At 32.7% G+C, this 18,562-nt stretch carries 15 protein-coding genes; 3 read left to right on the top strand and 12 right to left on the bottom strand.

Translation table 11 applies throughout. The features are described from left to right. Nucleotides 1-80 precede the first annotated feature (80 nt). The 3 genes from MY490_RS18770 to MY490_RS18780 all read right to left on the bottom strand — a co-directional run bounded on the left by MY490_RS18770 (nucleotide 81) and on the right by MY490_RS18780 (nucleotide 3,673). Nucleotides 81-341, bottom strand: coding sequence for a metal-sensitive transcriptional regulator (locus tag MY490_RS18770; protein WP_248267035.1), 261 nt, complete (start codon nucleotides 339-341; stop codon nucleotides 81-83). Between the two features lie 203 nt (nucleotides 342-544). Further along, the gene (locus MY490_RS18775) at nucleotides 545-2,020 is read right to left on the bottom strand and encodes an aminotransferase class V-fold PLP-dependent enzyme (protein ID WP_248267036.1); all 1,476 of its coding nucleotides are present in this window, start codon (nucleotides 2,018-2,020) and stop codon (nucleotides 545-547) included. A gap of 315 nt (nucleotides 2,021-2,335) precedes the next feature. Beyond that, on the bottom strand, nucleotides 2,336-3,673 hold the full coding sequence (locus tag MY490_RS18780) for a D-serine ammonia-lyase (protein ID WP_248267037.1): 1,338 nt from the start codon (nucleotides 3,671-3,673) through the stop codon (nucleotides 2,336-2,338). 193 nt (nucleotides 3,674-3,866) lie between these two features. Here MY490_RS18780 and MY490_RS18785 point away from each other — a divergent pair, with 193 nt between their 5' ends. Further along, nucleotides 3,867-5,060, top strand: coding sequence for a chromate transporter (locus MY490_RS18785; protein ID WP_248267038.1), 1,194 nt, complete (start codon nucleotides 3,867-3,869; stop codon nucleotides 5,058-5,060). A 127-nt stretch (nucleotides 5,061-5,187) separates the two neighbouring features. Here the strand turns inward: MY490_RS18785 and MY490_RS18790 are convergent, their stop codons facing one another. From MY490_RS18790 to MY490_RS18830, 9 genes are all read right to left on the bottom strand, one after another. After that, complete coding sequence (locus tag MY490_RS18790; RefSeq protein ID WP_248267039.1) at nucleotides 5,188-6,309, bottom strand: glycerate kinase; 1,122 nt, start codon at nucleotides 6,307-6,309, stop codon at nucleotides 5,188-5,190. Between the two features lie 12 nt (nucleotides 6,310-6,321). Continuing rightward, a complete protein-coding gene (locus MY490_RS18795; protein WP_248267040.1) occupies nucleotides 6,322-8,544 on the bottom strand; it encodes a glycoside hydrolase family 65 protein in 2,223 nt (740 codons plus the stop codon). Then, the gene (locus MY490_RS18800) at nucleotides 8,541-9,575 is read right to left on the bottom strand and encodes a Gfo/Idh/MocA family protein (protein WP_248269425.1); all 1,035 of its coding nucleotides are present in this window, start codon (nucleotides 9,573-9,575) and stop codon (nucleotides 8,541-8,543) included. The genes MY490_RS18795 and MY490_RS18800 overlap by 4 nt, the downstream gene beginning before the upstream one ends. Nucleotides 9,576-9,591: 16 nt before the next feature. Beyond that, a complete protein-coding gene (locus MY490_RS18805; RefSeq protein ID WP_248267041.1) occupies nucleotides 9,592-10,386 on the bottom strand; it encodes a sugar phosphate isomerase/epimerase family protein in 795 nt (264 codons plus the stop codon). Between the two features lie 81 nt (nucleotides 10,387-10,467). Then, entirely contained in the window at nucleotides 10,468-11,529 is a 1,062-nt protein-coding gene (locus MY490_RS18810; RefSeq protein WP_248267042.1) for a zinc-dependent alcohol dehydrogenase, read from the bottom strand. 33 nt (nucleotides 11,530-11,562) lie between these two features. After that, nucleotides 11,563-12,417, bottom strand: a complete 855-nt coding sequence (locus MY490_RS18815; protein ID WP_248267043.1) for a carbohydrate ABC transporter permease — start codon at nucleotides 12,415-12,417, stop codon at nucleotides 11,563-11,565. Beyond that, nucleotides 12,401-13,285: a carbohydrate ABC transporter permease gene (locus MY490_RS18820; RefSeq protein ID WP_248267044.1), complete on the bottom strand. Its 885-nt coding sequence runs from the start codon at nucleotides 13,283-13,285 to the stop codon at nucleotides 12,401-12,403. The genes MY490_RS18815 and MY490_RS18820 overlap by 17 nt, the downstream gene beginning before the upstream one ends. A 147-nt stretch (nucleotides 13,286-13,432) precedes the next feature. Then, entirely contained in the window at nucleotides 13,433-14,722 is a 1,290-nt protein-coding gene (locus MY490_RS18825) for an ABC transporter substrate-binding protein (RefSeq protein ID WP_248267045.1), read from the bottom strand. 11 nt (nucleotides 14,723-14,733) lie between these two features. Continuing rightward, complete coding sequence (locus MY490_RS18830) at nucleotides 14,734-16,416, bottom strand: alpha-amylase family glycosyl hydrolase (protein ID WP_248267046.1); 1,683 nt, start codon at nucleotides 16,414-16,416, stop codon at nucleotides 14,734-14,736. Nucleotides 16,417-16,813: 397 nt separating this feature from the next. Between MY490_RS18830 and MY490_RS18835 the strand changes: the two genes are divergently transcribed. Together MY490_RS18835 and pgmB are read left to right on the top strand one after the other, a co-directional pair. Then, nucleotides 16,814-17,836, top strand: coding sequence for a LacI family DNA-binding transcriptional regulator (locus tag MY490_RS18835; protein ID WP_248267047.1), 1,023 nt, complete (start codon nucleotides 16,814-16,816; stop codon nucleotides 17,834-17,836). 19 nt (nucleotides 17,837-17,855) lie between these two features. After that, nucleotides 17,856-18,527: a beta-phosphoglucomutase gene (pgmB, locus tag MY490_RS18840; protein ID WP_248267048.1), complete on the top strand. Its 672-nt coding sequence runs from the start codon at nucleotides 17,856-17,858 to the stop codon at nucleotides 18,525-18,527. Nucleotides 18,528-18,562: the final 35 nt, after the last annotated feature.

Consider the following 18,562-nt stretch of genomic DNA (forward strand, 5'->3'; position numbering starts at 1 on the left):
ACAAAAAAATATATCTTATATATACTATTACCCCTATGGGTATATGTTAGTAAAAATAAAAAATTGTTTCAAACCATATATTATCTACTTTTTACAAGTAAGTTTACTGCTTCTTTCACTAAATCTTCAGCATCTTGCCCGTTTTCATTCGCATTTCGGACACAATCAACTAAATTTGAGCTTACTATTACGCCAATCGTACGATCCAAAGCTGATTTAACTGCTGATAACTGAGTAATGACATCTTTACAGTCTTTGTCATCTTCCATCATTTTTAAAATTCCACGAATCTGTCCCTCAATTCGCTTTACTCTATTTTTTACTGGATCATCATATTTCATTAAATCACCCCTAACTTACAGAACTAAACAAAGCATAACCTTTATTTAAGAATATATGTGCAATATTCTTATCTGTACTATATACCCCGCAGGGTATTATGTCAATCGTTTTATTTTAGTTAAATAAATCAACTTTTAGTTAGTTAAAAGTTAATCATGAAGAAAAAAGATCACAATAACGTGATCTTTTTTTAATACGTATTTTAAGATTTTACTGTCATTTCCATCTCAAAATAAGTACCTACCTCCATAACTGCTTCGTCTTTATGGATAAAGTCATTTTTCTCTTTTAAATAAATATAATCTTTAGACCATTCTTCAATGTTTTGAATAATATCTTTTAAAGCATTAGTGAATATAACTACTTCTTCATTCGTAGTCGTTGGATGAACACTCATGCGAATCCAACCAGGCTTTACGCTAATATTGCCATTATCGATTTCATCTGTAATTGCTTTAGACATTTCTCTTGTAATATTCAGTAGCATATGTCCATAAGTACCCGCACATGAGCAACCACCCCGTACTTGAATTCCGTATCGATCATTTAATAATCTAACTACTAAATTATGATGAATATTTTTTAAATAAAAAGAATAAAAACCTAATCGTGGATTACATGAATCTTCAAGTAACACTACATTTTCAATTGTTCTAAGCTCATCTAATACGATATGAGCCAATTCTTCTTCACGATTTAATATATTCGCTGTACCCATTGCATTTTTTACCTTAATTGCAAGAGCTGTTCTAATTGTTTGAAGAAATCCTGGAGTACCGCCATCTTCTCTTTCACGAATATTGTTAATGTATTTTTTCTCACCCCATGGATTTGTCCATTCAACAGTTCCACCACCTGGATGATCTGGAATTTTATTTTGATACATTGAAGAGTCAAATATCAAAACTCCACTACTACCAGGTCCTCCTAAAAACTTATGTGGAGAAAACAGAATCGCATCAAGTTTTTCCATTGGGTCACTAGGATGCATATCAATGTCAACATATGGCGCAGAAGCTGAGAAATCCACAAAACAAACGCCATTATATTCATGCATAAGTCTAGCTAGCTTATGATAAGGTGTAATTAATCCAGATACATTAGAACAAGCACTGAAGGATCCAATTAATTTTCGTTTATTTTTATAAAACTCAAGTCGATTTCTTAAGTAGTTTAAATCGACTACATTATTATTACAATTAGGTACAACTTCTACATCACAAATCGTTTCCAACCACGAAGTATGATTGCTATGATGCTCCATACTTGTTATAAAAACAACTGGTCTTTCTTCCTCAGGTATACTTAAACGGAAATGGAAATTTTCATGTATTTTTAGCCCTAAAATACGTTGAAACTTATTCATAACGCCAGTCATTCCTGATCCATCAGTAATGATTGTGTCGGAAGCGCTTGCATTAACATGCTGTTTTATGATCTGTAATGCTTCATGATAACAATTCGTCATCGTACTTCCTGTTATATTTGATTCCGTATGCGTATTTGCAACATATGGACCAAAAGTTGAAAGTAATTTTTCTTCAACTGGTCCATATAACCTACCACTCGCAGCCCAATCTAAATAGATAATTTTCTTTTCACCAAATGGCGATAAGAATGTTTTTTCATTTCCAATAATCTCTTTTCTAAATTGTGAAAAATACTTTTCTAAATTCAATTTTATCGCTCCTAATGAGAATATGTTTTGTGCTTTTTAATCGGAAGTCTCTGTTTAAGGTAATTAAAATAAAACCGAGTATTCCAATACCCTATTGGGTATTATATAAAATGTACTGAAGCCAGTCCGCTTATGACGGAATGGCTTTTTTAAATTAATTTATCAATTTTTAAACAGAACCGATGAATAAAAAATATCTTGCGTCAAAATCTAAAATAGAAAACTTATTTACATATACAAATATATGTCAAATTATTCTGCATTAAAAGAATTTTTTCACTTTTAAAATATTAGTAAAATTTTACACTATCTATTTTATTTAAAAAGAGACCCTTTTTGATAGTACTCTTTCATCATTTTTTCTGGGACCATACTACCACCTGTAGCCCAAATGACATGGGTACTATTTTCCATTTTTTTCATTAACTTATTTTTTAGTAAATAATCTTTACCTTCTTTAAATATTTTAATTGGACCGATCATACCAGCTAATGCCGATGGTTCTAAATAAATTTTCTCAGTATCAGCTAACTCTTTTAACATCGAATATAATTTTTCATCACTAACTGTATAACTACCGTTTAATAAAGGCTCAATTACCTTTCCAACAAAACCGGATGGTCGTCCTACGGCTAACCCATCAGCATCTGTTTTATTATCAATACCAAAATCTTGTACCGAAACTTGATCATGAAGTCCAGTCATTAATCCAAGCATCATACAAGGAGAATGAGTAGGCTCAGCAAAAAAGCAGTGAACATTATCTTTAAATAATAATTTCAATCCAAACGCAACGCCACCTGGACCTCCTCCAACTCCGCAAGGTAAATAAACAAATAATGGATGATTTTCATTAATTGTAATGTCTAATTCCTCTAATTGCTTTTTCAATCGTGAAGCTGCTACTGCATATCCTAAAAATAAATCATGTGAATTCTCATCGTCTACAAAATAACAATTAGGATCTGCCTCAGCTTGTATTCTGCCTTCTTCTACTGCTTTACTATAATCTGCCTCGTACTCAATGACATTTACGTTTTTACTTCTAAGTAAATCCTTTTTCCATTGTTTTGCATCCGCTGACATATGTACAGTTACTTTAAACCCTAACTTTGCACTAATAATTCCAATGCTCATACCTAAATTACCTGTTGATCCTACAGCAATTGAGTAGTTTGAGAAAAAATCTCTAAAAATATCACTATCTATTTTTGAGTAATCATCTTCAATCGTTAATAGTTGATGCTTTATAGCTAGGCTTTCAGCATGCTTTAATATCTCATAAATGCCGCCTCTTGCTTTAATTGACCCTGAAATTGGTAAATGACTATCACATTTTAAAAATAGTTCTCCTAATATAGTTTGTTGATAATTTTTTTCTAACGATTGTTTCATGGAAGGAATTTGTACTAAAGGAGATTCAATCATACCATTTGTTTCTTGAGTTTCTGGAAAAACCTTTGAAATATATGGAGCAAACCTTTTTAATCGTTCATCTGCGTCGTTTATATCCTCTTGAGTAAGTGGTGACTTTTTAATTGCTTTTTGAAACATCTCAAGATTTGGGTTCAACCAAAGATATTCTTCTAAGTTCATCAGTTTTTTCAGGATTGGATAATTTTCTATATATTCCTGTATATCAATTCTTTTCATCTATTTTCCTCCTAGTCTTAAACAGTTTATATGTAGTTTATCAGATGTACCACTAGGTCAGTAACATTGTTTTCAAATAGAGTCTCAAACATAGTTTTGATTATTAATCTTTTGTAAATTCACATGAAAAGAGATTGGTTTAGATTTTGATTTAAACTATACTATTTCTATGTATCAGTTGTTGGAGGAATAGATGAATCCTAATCATAAAAATAGTAAGTTATCTATATTGTTAGAAATACTTTTTGTTTCTACTAAACTGGGTTTAACTTCTTTTGGTGGACCAATCGCTCATTTAGGTTATTTTCGTGAGGAATATGTAAGAAAGAAAAAGTGGATTGATGATCAAAACTATGCTGACCTAGTAGCTTTATCACAATTTTTACCAGGACCAGCTAGCAGTCAAGTTGGCATTGGTATTGGGCTAATACGTGCAGGGTTCTTAGGTGGCATTGTCTCATTTATTGGATTTACATTACCATCAGTTATTGCACTTATATTATTTGCATTATTACTACAAGACTTAGAAATAAAAAATTCAAGTTGGATCCATGGACTAAAACTGGTTGCAGTACCGATCGTTGCACAGGCTATTTTAGGTATGGTGAAGAACTTGACGCCTGATTTAAAAAGGAAAGTTCTTGCTTTGTTTGCAATGACTGCAACACTTATATGGCAAACGACATTCACTCAAATTGCTGTCATTTTAATTTCATCAATTGTAGGATATTTCCTATATCAGGATAATGAAAATGATGATAAAACTACACTAATTACGAATATATCAAAAATGGTTTCAATCATTTGTTTGTCCATATTTTTTATATTATTAGTTTTATTACCTTTATTTAGTTCATTTACATCGTCAAAATGGATATCTATATTTGACAGTTTTTACAGAGCAGGTTCAATGGTATTTGGTGGTGGCCATGTTGTACTTCCTTTACTTGAACGTGAGTTTGTTCCCACGGGATGGCTAAACAAAGAAACATTTTTGGCTGGATATGGGGTCACGCAGGCTGTACCTGGACCATTATTTACGTTTGCATCCTATTTAGGAACTGTAATGATGGGCTGGCGAGGAGGTTTAATTGCAACGATTGCCATCTTTTTACCTGCTTTCCTACTTATTATAGGTACTCTCCCATTTTGGTCTAGTATGCGTCGTAGTTCTAAATTAAGGAGAGCTTTATTAGGGGTCAACGCAGCAGTAGTTGGGATTTTAATTTCAGCCTTTTGTAATCCAATATGGATTAACTCTGTATTTTCTATTTATGACTTTCTAACCGTAACGGTCTTATTTAGTATGTTAGTAATTATGAAATTACCACCATGGGTTATTGTACTTGTAGGAGCAATTAGCGGTGAAATCATATCTAGAATTTAAATTTAATTTTGTTGAATAGATCTGTTCAATCTTTATAAGAACAACTCCTCGCCATTTTTAATAGAAGGACAAACTCAATAAAAAAGCAGAAAAACTATACATTGTTTTTCTGCTTTTTTATTTTTAATTATTTTAGCAATACAGCAATATTTCTTGCAGTTCTTTCAATATTTTCAAATGCATTCTTCATAACATCTTCAATCGGTAAGATTGCAGGAATCGTAGGGAAAATAGCATCGATACCGTGTTTATACAATTCCTCTATCCCATCACCAATACTACCACATATACCAATTACTTTCGCATTAGCAGGGGCACAAGCAGCCGCTCCAACAGGTGCTTTACCATAAATTGTTTGTCCATCCATTCTGCCTTCTCCTACAATTACGATGTCAGCATCCTTACATACTTCTTTAACATTTAATTGGTCAAGAACCAGTTCAATCCCTTTTTTAATTGAAGCATTTGCGAATAGCATTAAGCCTGCACCCATGCCCCCACCAGCTCCACTACCGGGGATCTCAGAGACGGATTTATTTAGATATTGCTCAGCAATCTGATAGAATTTCCCCATTGCTTCATCAATTGTAGCTAATTGATCTGCAGAAAGTCCTTTTTGTGGTCCAAATATATAAGTTGCTCCATTCCTACCGATCAATGGGTTAACAACATCTGCCGCAATAGTGATTTTTACTTTATCTAATAGTGGTGATCTGTTTTCATCAGACATTGAAGCTACTTTTAGGAGTGCCTCACCATTGCATTCAATTTCCCCACCGTTTTGATCGAAGAATTGGTAACCTAGCGCTTGAGCCATCCCAATCCCACCATCATTTGTTGAGCTACCTCCAACACCAACAATAAGCTCAGAAACTCCACGCTCAATAGCATAAAGAATTAATTCACCAACACCAGAGGAAGTAGTTTGTAAAGGATCACGTTTTTCTAGTGGGACAAGATGCAAACCACAAGCTTCAGCCATTTCTATAAATGCTGTTTTATTATCTTTAGAAAATGCAATTTTGGCTTGAACGTTTTCATTAAGAGGGCCTGTTACATTAATGGTTTCTACTTCTCCACCATTTGATGCGATTAAAGCTTGAACAGTTCCCTCCCCTCCGTCTGCTAACGGTAATAAATGATACTCTGCATTCGGATATATGGAATAAAAACCTTTATGAATGGCATTAGCTACATTCGTTGCATCCAAGCTTTCTTTAAAGGAATCAGGTAATATTACTACTTTCATTTGTCCTCCTCCTTAAAGTGATGTAGTTATTTGATCTGTTAAGTTAAATAATTCTCCATTAATTTCGATTAGAATTTCTGTATCAGTTTGTTTTGTTACCGTTACAGATTCGTGCGTAATTGAAATATCAAGATTTGTACCTTGCCAATGGAACGGGAATGAAAGTTTGTCCCAGTTCTTAGGTAAGTTAGGATTAATTTTTAGCTTATTTGATTCCATCGTAACGTTTGCAAAACCAAATATAGTTGCTAACCAATTTGCACCTAGAGATGCTGCATGTATTCCTTCATCTGATGATTTCGGATTTGGACCTAAATCGATTAAGCAAGCTTCTTGGAAGAATCGATAAGCATTTTCTATTTCTCCACATCTTGCAGCAACAATTGCATGGATAGCTTTACTAAGTGAAGAATCATGAATTGTATGCTCCTCATAATAGTGCAAATTCTTTTTAACAACATCTTCTTCAAATAAGTTAGGGAAAAGGTATAATAGCATAACTACATCAGCTTGCTTTAAAATTTGCATCTCGTTTACTTCTTGACGTGAATAGTCAAAAAGAATTGCCTGGCTGCCTTGTTTTTGTTTATATTTTGATAAATCAATTTCTGGTTTTGATAAAAATGTATCATCCTGTGGAATAATGTTTTCTGCATTTGGTCTTGGTAAGTAAAGTCGATTTAAAAAATCCTTACCAGCCTCAACAATTTCAGCATCGATGTTATTATATTTTTCCATAAAGCTCAAAGCTTGTTGAACATTATAATATGCCATATAGTTCGTATAAGCATTATTATTAATATGTTCAGTGTATTCATCTGGTCCGATTACATCTTTAATAGAAAGTGCTTGATTTTCTTCTGTCGTACGACTGATCCAAAAGCGTGCCGTTTCTTTTAGTAATTCTAGCCCTTCATTTGCCATAAATGACTCATCAAGTGTATTTTTATAGTATTGAATAACCGCATATGCAATGTCAGCAACAATATGATGTTCAGCAAGAGCTGAAGCTACTTTTTGGCGTTTACCCGTTAGTATATTAATAGCTGCATATTCTGGCGTTTCTTCCATACCAGAAAATGCACTTTCCCATGGGAATAAAGCTCCAGAATAGCCATTTTTCGTTGCCTTCCCTTTTGCTTCTTTAATATGAAGATAGCGATATCTTAATAAGTTTCTAGTTACATCCGGATCAGTGAACAAATGAAACGGTGCAATAAAGATTTCCGTATCCCAGAAGACATGTCCTTTGTATCCTTCACCAGTTAATCCTTTTGCTCCAACACTAAAGCGATCATCATGTGCAGGTGTCATTATTTCAATATGGTAAAGTGAAAAATCTAAGGCTACTTGATCTATAGCTTCTTTAGAAGAAATGATAACGCGCTTCTTTTTCCAAAACTCAATCCATTTTAAAGATGAGCTTACTAATAAACGATCGTAACCATTATCAAGATTTTCTTGAACAGTATGAATACTTGATAGTGCCGGATCATCCACAGACAAGTCATTTGAAGTATAAACAGCACTTATTTTTTCGAATTCAAACGGCTGATCAACAACTAAATCATGTTTAATGATCGTTAAAAGCTGTCTGTTTTTAGCCACAAAAGAAACATCACTTTCACTTGAAACTTTACATGAAGTTGCCATTGCGATTGAGTGATCGCTTTCAGTTGTTCTATATACAGCATGCATTACTTTTTTATCAATAACTCGTACATTTTCTTCTAAAAGATGTTGCTTTCCAAAGTTAGACATTTGCGCATCGATACCAGTCGTAACTTTAATTGATGCACTACAATCTAAACTAACTACACTAACTTTAGAAGCAAGTAAATGTAGATTATCTTTAGAAACAAAGCGTTGGAATTTTAAACAAAAGCGATTACCTTCTTTGTTTTTCCAGATAACTTCTTTCGTTAGTTCTCCATTTTGCATATTTAAAGTACGGTTATAAGATCGTACTTCTCCTGTTAAAACTGAAAATATTTCATTATTTATTTCGATTTTTATGCCAACTAAATCTGGCAAATTGACTAACTCTGTAATATCATTTGATGTAAATTTATTATAAATACCTGCCACATACATACCACGAGTTTGTTCAGAATAATATTCATCATGGCTAGCACGTAAACCTAAATACCCATTTCCAAGAGCCATGATCGTTGCATATTTATTTATATATTGTAAATCAAATTGTTTTTCATTAATTACATTTACTTCATTCATAAAGATATACTCTCACCTTTTTCAGCTGATTGATAGATTGCTTCAACAAGTCGTTGAATAGCATAACCTTGTTCTCCATCTGCTACCATAACGTTGTGTCCTAAGCAACGATTAACAAAGGCTGCCATACTTTTAGTATGACGGTCAGGGTCAGCTTCATCTCTCTTTAATAAGGTTACAAGTTCTCCTTTTTCATCAGTGTAGATTTCTGCTGGAAACATTGTTGCACCAGCTTGATCTCCACATATTTCTACATTCATCTCTGATTTTTCTTTTATATTTAGTGCAAAGGACGTTTCTAGTTGAATTAAACATCCATTCTCTAACTCAATGTATGCAAATAACGAATCCTCTACTTCAAATTTTGTAGGATCCCATGTACCAAAAGCGCCTTCACTTTTCTTGTTGCCGATCTTTTGATACATTTTTGCCGTTACTTTTTTAACTTTTGGGTAATTCAAAACGTACAAGGCTGTATCAAGCATATGGATTCCTAAATCGATTAAAGGTCCCCCGCCTTGAATTTTTTTATTTGTAAAACTTCCCCAACCAGGGATACCATTTCTTCTTAGCGCTTTCACTTTTGCAAAATAAATATCACCAAGCAAACCTTGATCGATTTTTTCTTTTAATATAGTGACATCATCTGCAAAACGATGATGAAAATCGTAAGCAAGTATACGATTCTTTGTAGCTGCTGTTTCGTACATTTTTCTTGCATCTTCTGCTAAAATCGCAGGTGGTTTTTCACAAAAGACATCACAATTATTTTCTAATGCCTGCATAACATTTTCATAATGATATAAGTTTGGTGTGCAAACGCTAACAATATCTGGTTTTTCAATTTCATACATTGTTGCTGCATCAGTATAATATCTAGGGATATTATTACGAATCGCGAACTTTTTTAGCTCTATTTCGTCTATACCGACTACAGCAACAACTTCTATTTCTTCTCTTGTCTTATAGTAAGCAACATGAACTTTTTCAGCTATTTGCCCTCCGCCTATAATAGCTACTTTCTTCTTAATCACAATGCTACTCCTTTCAGCTTAGGGCTTCTTTTATGTGCTTTAAAGCATTAATGTATTCTTCTTCTAAATTATTTCCACGAACACGACATTCAAATGTTACATAGCCATCATATCCATCACTTTTTAATTGATCAAAATGCTTTTTAAAATCTAATGCTCCACTCCCTGGTTGAAAGCGGTGATTATCAGCAATATGTATATGTTCAACTAAATCACGATTTTTGTGAAGAGCTTCAGAAATACCGTCTTCTTCAATATTCATGTGATAAAAATCTGCAATAATTTTTACATTTTGCAATTGATTATCTTCAATATATTTACGAGCATCCGATAATGTATTAATCATATGATCTTGATATCGATTTAAAGGTTCTAAAAAGATGGTAGTACCTGTTTCTCCAGCAACTTTATCTAGAAAAATAAGTGAGTCAGTAATTGCTTTTCGATCACCTTCTAAACTTCTTGGTGATGACATAGGTGGCAATCTGAACGTAAACATTCCCCATGCTGCTGGGACAACGATCCCTTTTCCTCCAACCTCTTTTAATGCCTTTAATATCGCTTCAATTTCTGATAAGCCTTTTAGTCGACGCTCTTCAATGAAATCTCCAATCCAACCATTATATCCACCACAAGCAGTTGTTACAGGTAAGCCAGATTCAGCAATCGCTTCTTTAACTTCTTCTAAATGATCAACTAAGAATTTTCCATCAATTTCAAAGCCTTCAAATCCAATTTCTTTTAAATATTTAAATTTGTCCTTAATATTTTCAGGGAAAAAAGCTTGATTTTGTGTTCCAACTTTCATTGATATTCACTCCTGTATAGGTGGGAGTGTAAAACACTCCCACCGATTTTTTAATATTTTTTTACAAAAATAAAAATGAAATTATTTATTAAATTCTACACCCATTTTTATACTTAATTCTGGTTTCTGATCGACAAACTCCATATAAGATTCAGCAACCTCTTTAAATGAAACAACTGGGTCAATTAAATCATCACAATTTAAATATCCATTCATTAATAATTCCCAACAAGTATCTTCAATTCGTTTACGTGACCAGCGTGGATAATCTGGATTTGGTTCACTGCTCGCACGCGAAAAGACAATTTTTGCATTATTAAAATGAGCCTCTCGGCCTAGATTAAATCCTTCTGGGAAAGGTTTTGCAAATGCCACATAAGAAATTGTTCCTCCGTATGCAATCCCTCTTAAAGCTGCTTGCAGAGCACTAGAAACTCCACTAGTCTCTATGATTGAATCAGCACCTAGTTTATTTGTTAATTTTTTAATTTCGTGACCTAAATCAGTTGTATTTATTGGATCAAAGCAATAATCTGCTCCATTTTTTATAGCAATATCACGTCGATGACTGATTGGATCTACCCCAATTACGATGCTTGCTCCAGCTTTTTTCGCTAATTGGATCGCAATTTGTCCAATTGCACCTAAACCAACAACTACTACATAATCTCCAGCCCTTACATTTGCATCACGAACTCCACTCATTGCAAATTGTGCTGGGTCATAGCAAACTGCATTTTTCCACGAAGACCCTTCAGGCATTTTGCGTAATTTATAGTTATTTACCCCATTAGCGATAAATGTTTCCATAATTGGACCGTAAGTACAAACTTGGTCTCCTATTTTATACTCAGAAACTTCATCACCAATTTCAATAATGCTACCAACAACCATATTACCTAATTGGAATTCTCCAAATACGATTCCACGTGTAGCACCTTCCTGACGTGGCATAAACATTTTCCATTCTTCATTGAACTCTTCATCAATAAAGGGACTAATACCTCTAAAATCTACCACTTCAGTACCATGCTTTGGCGATGCAAATTCTACTTTTATTTTTACTTCATTCGGTTTTACGGGACGATCTTCATACTCTACTAATGCTGCAACTCTTGGTTCAACTGCTACTAATTTTTTCATACCATTTCATCCTTTCAGTAAAAAATTCTTTCGTTAACCTTTTACTCCACCTTCAGTTAAGTTCCCTTTGATAAAATGTTCAGATAATGCATACATAACAACAACTGGTATAGCAGTTACTAATGATGCTGCCATCATACGACCCCATACATAATCTGGCGTACTAAATAACGTATTTAATCCAATTGGTAACGTAAAGTTTTCTGAACTTGATAAGAAAATCGATGCAAATAAATAATCATTCCACGCAATCATAAATGCATATACGAAAACTGATACAATTCCCGAAATTGACAATGGGATGATAATATAGAGAATAATTTTTATTCGACTAAGACCATCAATCATTGCCGCTTCCTCTAGATCCTCTGGAATCGTATCGAAATAACTCTTTAACATAAAGATTGCTGTTGGTAAAGTTTGAACAATCATCGTTATGATTAGTGCCATTCTTGTATCATATAAACCGAAGCCAGAAATAATTTTAAATAAAGGAACAACTAGTAATATCCCTGAAAACATGTAAACTGTGTAAAAACTAGCATTTATTGTTACTCTTCCTTTAAACTTTAGTTTTGATAAAGCGTATGCTCCTAAAATTCCAAGTACAACAGATAGAGCTGCAGCAATTAAAGCTACGATTAAACTATTTTTAAAATAGTTTAAGTAAGGAAAAATTACAGGATTAAAAATATCGATATAATGCTGGAATGTCCATTCATGTGGCAATAATGTTGGATTAGTGGAAATTGCTTCTTTTGAACTTTTTAAGGATGTCATTAGCATGATAAAAAAAGGAAATAACATGATCCCTAATAAAAGAATTAATACAACGTAGAAACCAGTTTTTTTAATCATTTTGTTACTTTTACTACTTGCTGCTGCCATTTAAGTTCACCTTCTTTCTTGATACGATAATAACAATGAATAATATGATGAATAAGATTACTGAAATTGACGAAGCTTTACCTAAATTATTGAAAGCAAACGCTGTTTCATATAAATAAATACCTAAAATATTTACTTTGTTTGTTAATAAGAAAACATCTGTAAACATGTAGAACATCCAAATAAATCGTAAAGTTACAACTGTTAGTAAAACAGGCATAATCGCTGGTAAAGTTACGACTTGAAACTTTTGCCAAAGTGAAGCCCCATCGATATCAGCTGCTTCGTATAGTGATTTATCAATCGTTTGCAAGATTGCTAAAAACGAAATAAACGCATAAGGAAAATACTTCCAAATTGCAAAAACAACTACAACGATGAAGCTACTAACTGGATTGTCAAACCATAGTGGCGCACTTTTAAATAAATGAAAAACATCCGTTCCTAAGTAATTAATAATCCCATATGAGTTATTGAACATATACTTCCAAGCAAAAACTAATGAAATTGAAGGTGTTACATAAGATAGGATAATTAATGAACGAGCTGTTTTTCTAAACTTAAATGGTCGATTAAAAAATAACGCAACCGCAAGTCCAACTACTGTACTACCTATTACAGTTAGTATTGTATATAAAATAGTAATTCCTAAAGATTTATAAAACTCAATGTCTTTGATAACATCAATATAATGAGATAAACCAACAAACTTAGCTGGTAACCTAGGGTTAATCGGCTGATCAAAGAAGCTTATTTTAATATTAGATAACATCGGATATGCAACTAATAATAATAATAAGAAAATACTTGGTAAAAGTAGTATTAACGCTAGTTTTATATCGGATTTTTTTCGGGCAATCGTTTTCATGCTACCTCCTAAAAAATAATCTATACCTTCTCCTGGTAGATTGGTATTAAAAGAAAAGTTGTTCAAAAAGCAACAAAGCTCGCTTTTTCAAGCATTCGTTCTTCTTAAACAACTTTCAAAAATTAAGAAATCAAATAATTAAAGTAATTATTTTAAAACACCTTTTAGTTTTTCTTCTGCATCTTTAATTGCAGAATCTACACTTTTTCCGCCAACAGTCACTTCATTAATTAACTTAGCAACTGCTCCTGAACTTGTAACATCACCCATTTTTAAGAAGTTCTTGTTATTAACAAGACCAAAAACTTGAATGTTATCAAACGCATTTGCGATTTCAGTCGAAAGCTCACCAAATGAATTGACAACTTTATTATCTTTATATTCTTTACTTTCTGTTACATCTTTATTTACTGGTTGAGATCCACCTGGAGACATTAATACTAACTTCGTATTATTTTCAGGTTTTGCCATAAACTCTACTAATTTTTCTGCTGCAGCTTTTTGGTCATCATCTAAACCAGAAGAAATCGTGTAAGCAGATACTGTTCCATAAACTGCTTTTGTTTTTTCAGTTGGAATTACAAATCCAATATTGTTAGTTGTACCTTCTTCATATACTGAAGGAAGTATATAAGTTGAATAAACCGCCATTGGAGCAGATCCATTCATGAAAGCATCTTTTACTTCAGTTACATCATTTGAACCTGGCATTGTATATTTTGATAATTCTTTATAGTAATTTAGTGCTTGTTTCATTTCTGGTGTATTTAAAGTTAAATCACCTTTGCTATCAAACATATTTGCATTGTTTGATAGTGCGAATTGTGAGAAGGCTTGTTCAGCGAAACCGCCTTCAGCCGTTGGAATTGCAATACCGTATTTTTTATTTCCACTGTTCGTAAACGCCTTTGCAATCTTTAAAACATCATCCCAGTTTTTAGGTTCCGCGAATCCTTTGTCCGCAAGCATTTGCTTGTTATACCAAATTCCCTGTACCCAACCGCTAATTGGAACACCTGTATAATTTTTGCCGTCCTCAGTTTTTAAAAGCTTTAACGCACCTTCATAATACTTATCTTCACCAACTTTAGAGATAACTGATTTAACTGCATCTTTATCAATTAATTCGTCTTTGTCCATAACTTTTGCATAGTCTTGTCCAACTTCAATAACTGCTGGAAGTTTACCAGAGCTTGCTAACGTTACAACTTTTGTATTGTAAGAATCTTCCTCAACTGGAACTTGCTTTACTGTAATATTAGGATTTGCTTTTTCAAATTTTGAAATTAAGTCTGTAATAACTGCTAATCTTTCTTGTTCAACTTCAGAATGCATAAATTCAATCGTTACTTTACCATTCTCTTTTTTACCGCCACCACAAGCTGTTAAACCTACAGCTAACATTAAAACCAAGAACATACTTAAAAGTTTCTTCATTGCTCTTCCTCCTAATTTACTGGTTTCAACCAAATGTATTGATATGGATCTAAAGAAATATATTCATTAAATTCTTCTACTTCTTCAGTTAAAATATTCATATATTTTCCATTTAAATCACAATTAACTTCTTCATTTGATAGATTGTGAAGAATGATAATGCTTTCATCTTCATTCATTCGTTTAATAGCAAATACTTTCTCATTAACCTCAAGTATTTCCATTTCTATGTCTGGATTAAATAATTTTTCACCCTTACGCACTTGAATTATTTTTGTTAGTTCAGTGAAAACTTTATTTCTTAATGATCCAACCTCATTTAATTCTTTTTCAATTTCAACAAGTGAATATTTTTGGCGATTAATCGAACGATTCATACCCGTTCTTTCTACACCTGCATAATCGTTTCTAGAGCCAAGCATGCTTTGAATATAAATTGCTGGTACTCCTTGGAATGTTAATAAAATTGAATGTGCCAATAAGAATTTCTTTACTCTTAGATCATCGCTCGAAGATTGTTTATTTAACGCATCTAAGTAAGTTACATTAATTTCATATGGACTTTCAGTACCATCCGAGTTTTTCTTATAATTCACTAATGCACCTTCTGCTTTTAAATCTTCTACTAATGAAAGTATTTCATCTTCAGGGATAATTCCACGTATTGGATTCAAACCAATTCCATCATGAGAAGCCAAGAAGTTAAAGAAAGTTGTATCTTGTCCAGAACCTTCAAGATTTTTTGCCCAATTTGTTAATACACTCCCGTTCCCTTTATGTAGTGAGTATAAAACTAATGGAGGCAGTGGAAATTGGTAAACCATATGTGCTTCATCATGTCCGTTGCCGAAATATGAGATATTATCTAAATGAGGCACATTTGTTTCAGTAATCATTACTGTACCTTTTGCTGCTTCATCTAATAAATCGCGGAATAGTTTAACGATTTCATGTGTTTTTTCAAGATGGATACAAGAAGTACCAACTTCTTTCCACATATATCCTACAGCATCAAGTCTTACATATTCTGCTCCTTGTTCAAGGTAAAATAGTAAAACATCAACCATTTCTAATAAAACTTGTGGATTACTAAAGTTTAAATCAATTTGATCGTCACTAAACGTTGTCCATATATATTTTTCCTCACCATTCGCTAATTTAAACTTTGATAGCAATGGAAGTGCTCTAGGTCTAGTTACTGAGCTTAAATCAATTGAAGGATCCATTTCAATAAAGTAATCATTATATTTTGGATCATTATTCAAATAGCCTTGGAACCACTCACTCTTACTAGAGATATGATTACATACATAATCAAACATTATTCTTGCTGATTTTGATAAGCTCTCGATATGTGACCAATCGCCTAATTCTGGATTTACTTTTTTATAGTCAACTACTGAAAAACCATCATCAGATGTATAAGGATAAAAAGGTAATATATGAACAAGTTCAAATTTATTTGCTAAATGTTCATCAAACATTTTTTTAAATGTCTCCAATGTTGGTATTCCCACTTCTTGAAACTGATCGCCATAAGTTATTAAAACAACATCTGACTCGTTCCAATTTTGTTTTCTTTTCTTAGTAATTTTTATTTTAGCTTCTTCAATGCGATTTACGATTGCACTATAAAGTTGATCAATGTCTTTGTTTTCATAAATATAGGCTAATCTTTCTTTAATTTTACTCATAAGATTCCTCCTTGTGGTATCGCTCCCACAGAGTTTTAAAAAAATTAGTACTGAATTTGGTACCGCTCCCACAACAAATGATATTATAGTAAGCGTTTACTGTCAATTTAAAAACTTCATGCAAATATGACATTTTTTTGACAAGTTATTTCATTTACTTATAACATTATTTACCTTTAGGGCATTAATAATCTATAGTCTTGACAAAAACAATGTAAAACTCGATACTATCAGTTATAATTAGGAAATTTTGGTGTATCTGTTCCTATGTGTATTAATCACAAACACTATTTTAGTATAATTGTATGACACTTAATTTATTCTTGAAATATTTAAAAAAAGTAAAAATGTAAACGATTTTATGAAATAATTTTAGAAAACGAAGAGGAGAATACAAATGGGCCCTACAATTTACGATATCGCTCGCGTGGCTAACGTTTCAAAGTCCACTGTATCTCGAGTACTTAATAATAAAAATAATATTTCAGAAGAAAGTCGTATTCGTGTAATGAAAGCAATTGAAGAGTTAAATTACCAACCTAATAAATTAGCTAGAGCTCTTACATCATCAGGCTTTGATGCAATTTTGGTAATGTCACGTTCTACGAAAACAACTGCTGGCAACACGTTTTTCTCTGAAATTATTCACTCTATTTCAACTAGATCAGAAGAAGAAAATTTTGATGTAATAATACAGACATCGAAAAATAGTAAAGATGAGTTGGATAAATGTATCGAGAAAATTCGAGGCAAAATGATTAAAGGAATCCTTATGTTGAGTTCGCCTACAAACGAAGATTTTTTCAAAGAATTAGATAAATATGAAATTCCTGTTGTCGTGATTGGACGAGTAGAAGGAAACTACCAACATATCTATTCAGTAGATACTGATAATTTTAATGATAGCTATCAATTAGTCCAACACTTAATCAATCAAGGACATACTGACATTGCGTGTCTTCATTCTTCAATCGATTACCACGTATCGATTGACAGATTGGAAGGATATAAAAAATGTCTTATTGATAACGGAATTCCTCTTCGCTCAGATCGAATTATTGATAGTGGATATACAATGGAAAAGGCATATGAAGTATCAGAATCACTTTTAAAATCTAAAGATTTACCTACTGCAATTTTCGCAATAGATGATCTAAAGGTTATCGGACTTTATAATACAACTGCAAAGTTAGGAATATCAATTCCGAAAGATATATCAATTATTGGATATAATAATGGGATTTTTTCCCCATTGTTTTCACCTCCATTAACTGGGATTGAAATTCCAGTAATGAAGCTTGGTGAAATAGCAACAGACATGCTCTTTAAACGTATAAAAAATGAACCTAAAAAGCCGGAACACATTATTGTTCCTACAAAACTGGTCGAACGAAACTCGGTTGCAAAATTAATTGATTGAAGTTATGGGAGGTACTATTTTGAAAAAACAAGTTGAAGCGATTATTTTTGATTTAGATGGAGTTATTACTGATACAGCTGAATTTCATTATTTGGCGTGGAAAAAACTAGGTGAAGACTTAGGTATTCCATTTGATCGTGAGTTTAATGAAACGCTTAAAGGAGTAAGTCGCACAGATTCTTTAGAAAGAATCTTAACATTAGGAAGCCGACAAAATGATTTCTCTGAAGTTGAAAAAAACGAGTTAGCAACGAAAAAGAATGCTCATTATGTTGAACTAATCCGAAATATTTCTGAAAAAGACTTATTACCTGGAGTTGAATCATTTTTAATTCAGATTAAACAAGCAGGCATTAAAATTGCAATGGCATCTGCTTCAAAAAATGCTTTAATGGTAGCAAAAGCTTTAGGAGTTATTAAGTATTTTGACCATATCGTTGACGCTGCAACTGTCATAAATTCAAAACCTGATCCAGAGGTCTTTTTAAAAGCTGCTGAAGCAGTTTCTGCTAATCCTGAAAACTGTATTGGTGTAGAGGATGCTGCTGCAGGAGTTGACGCAATTAACTCAGCAAATATGTTCTCTGTTGCAATTGGGGATGCAACTATTTTAAAGCATGCAAACCTAGTTTTACCCTCCACAGAGGAACTAGACCTTAATAGAATTATTGATAAGTATTTAGCTTCTTAAATTATACAAGAAAAACAATTCATCTATATTATCAC

The organism is Gottfriedia acidiceleris, from assembly GCF_023115465.1.
Lineage (GTDB): Bacteria > Bacillota > Bacilli > Bacillales > Bacillaceae_G > Gottfriedia > Gottfriedia acidiceleris_B.